This window comes from Roseateles sp., from assembly GCF_049240545.1.
In the GTDB taxonomy this organism is placed as follows: domain Bacteria; phylum Pseudomonadota; class Gammaproteobacteria; order Burkholderiales; family Burkholderiaceae_C; genus Paucibacter_A.
Window position 1 is genome coordinate 1 of sequence record NZ_JBMLSK010000341.1, and the last position, 1,722, is coordinate 1,722.

Here is a 1,722-nt window from a genome sequence, read left to right on the forward strand (position 1 = left end):
CCGGACGTTTCCGCGTGGGTGGTTGCGGGGATTTTCGGCGCCGCCGTCCTCGGCGGTGCGTTGACGTTTCTCCCCGGCGGGCTGGGCGGGACAGAGTTGCTCATGCTCACCCTTCTCACGACAGCGGGATTGCAAGCATCTTCCGCGGCGGCGGCGACTGCAGTCTGCCGCTTGGCCACACTTTGGTTTGGCTTTTTCCTAGGGCTGTCGGTATTGCCTCTTTTGGGCGCACTGGGTAACAAGGCTCGGCCGCGTTGACGCAACTCTATCGGGTGATGCGATGTGAACCGCCCCGGCTTTCGCGGAGGCCGGTTGGCGTGAGTCAGACCGATGCGGTCTGTTGAACTGGGTTGTGTAGCTGTTCTGCCTTTCTTTCTTCAAGCGTGCCGCAGGGGCCGCCGGAGGCGGCTTCCTGTTGCCGCCAGTAGTTTGCCTCGGCTTCGGCTGGCGGGATGTAGCCCAGGGGTTCGAGCAATCGCTGGTGGTTGAACCACGAGACCCATTCGAGCGTGGCCAGTTCGACCGCCTCGCGCGTCTTCCAGGGCGCGCGCCGATGGATCAGCTCGGCCTTGTACAGCCCGTTGATCGTCTCGGCCAGCGCGTTGTCGTAGCTGTCGCCGATGCTGCCCACCGAGGGCTCGATGCCCGCCTCGGCCAGGCGCTCGGAGTAGCGGATCGACACGTATTGCGAACCACGATCGGAGTGATGGACCAGTTCACCGTCGCGCCGCACAGCGCGTGCATACAGCGCCTGCTCCAGCGCATCGAGCACGAAGTCGGTCTTCATCGACGCGCTCACGCGCCAGCCGACGATGCAGCGCGCGAACACGTCGATGACGAAGGCGACGTAGACGAACCCCTGCCAAGTGCTGACATAGGTGAAGTCGCTCACCCACAGCTGATTCGGCCGCTCGGCTCGGAACTGGCGATTGACGCGATCCAACGGGCACGGCGCCTTGGCGTCGGGCACCGTGGTGCGCACGCTCTTGCCCCGGATCACGCCGCGCAGGCCCTGCTGGCGCATCAGCCGCTCCACCGTGCAGCGCGCCACCACAAAGCGCTCGCGGCGCAGTTGCTGCCAGACCTTGTCGGCACCGTAGACGCGCAGGTTGCTCTGCCACACCCGTTCGATCTCGGGCAGCAGCGCCGCGTCGCGCTGGCGCCGGGGCGGGCACCGCGCCGGCTGGCGGCTTCTGGCGGCCTCGCGCCAATAGCCCGATGGGGCGACCTGCAATGCCTTGCAGATCGGCTCGACCCCGAAGCAATCCCGATGCTGATCGACGAAGGGCTTCACAGCTTCAAGCGGCGGTCGAGCTCCGCCTGGGCGAAAAACGCGCTGGCTAGCTTCAGGATCTCGTTGGCCCGACGCAACTCGCGCACCTCGCGCTCGAGTTCCTTGACGCGCTGCTGCTCACTGGTCGTGGGCCCCTCGCGTGCCCCGCTGTCTCGCTCGCCCTGGCGCACCCAGCGCCGCAGCGTCTCGGCCGTGCAGCCGATCTTGCCGGCAATCGATTCAATGGCCGCCCACTGCGACGGGTACTGGTCCTTGGCGTCGAACACCATGCGCACTGCGCGCTCGACAACCTCGGGGGAGAACTTCGGGGATTTCCTCATCATGGCTCCATCTTCTCAAACGAAGGAGCCTCCTCAAATCCCGGGGCGGTTCAGTAGGCCGCCGAGCCATCGGTGCACACACGACTACCCGGCTGGATGACATCTTTC

Annotated in this window: 1 protein-coding gene, 1 pseudogene and 1 other annotated feature; of the genes and pseudogenes, one reads left to right on the forward strand and one right to left on the reverse strand. The window is 65.9% G+C overall.

What is annotated here, in order from left to right; genetic code table 11:
* Positions 1-258: lysylphosphatidylglycerol synthase domain-containing protein (locus ACOVRJ_RS21295; RefSeq protein WP_422045825.1), on the forward strand; the 258-nt coding region annotated here is incomplete at its 5' end.
* Positions 259-415: 157 nt separating this feature from the next.
* Here the strand turns inward: ACOVRJ_RS21295 and ACOVRJ_RS21300 are convergent.
* Positions 416-1,614, reverse strand: a pseudogene (locus ACOVRJ_RS21300) (IS3 family transposase); the annotation flags it as partial.
* Positions 1,220-1,336, reverse strand: a sequence feature (AL1L pseudoknot). (Overlaps the previous pseudogene by 117 nt.)
* Positions 1,615-1,722 lie beyond the last annotated feature (108 nt).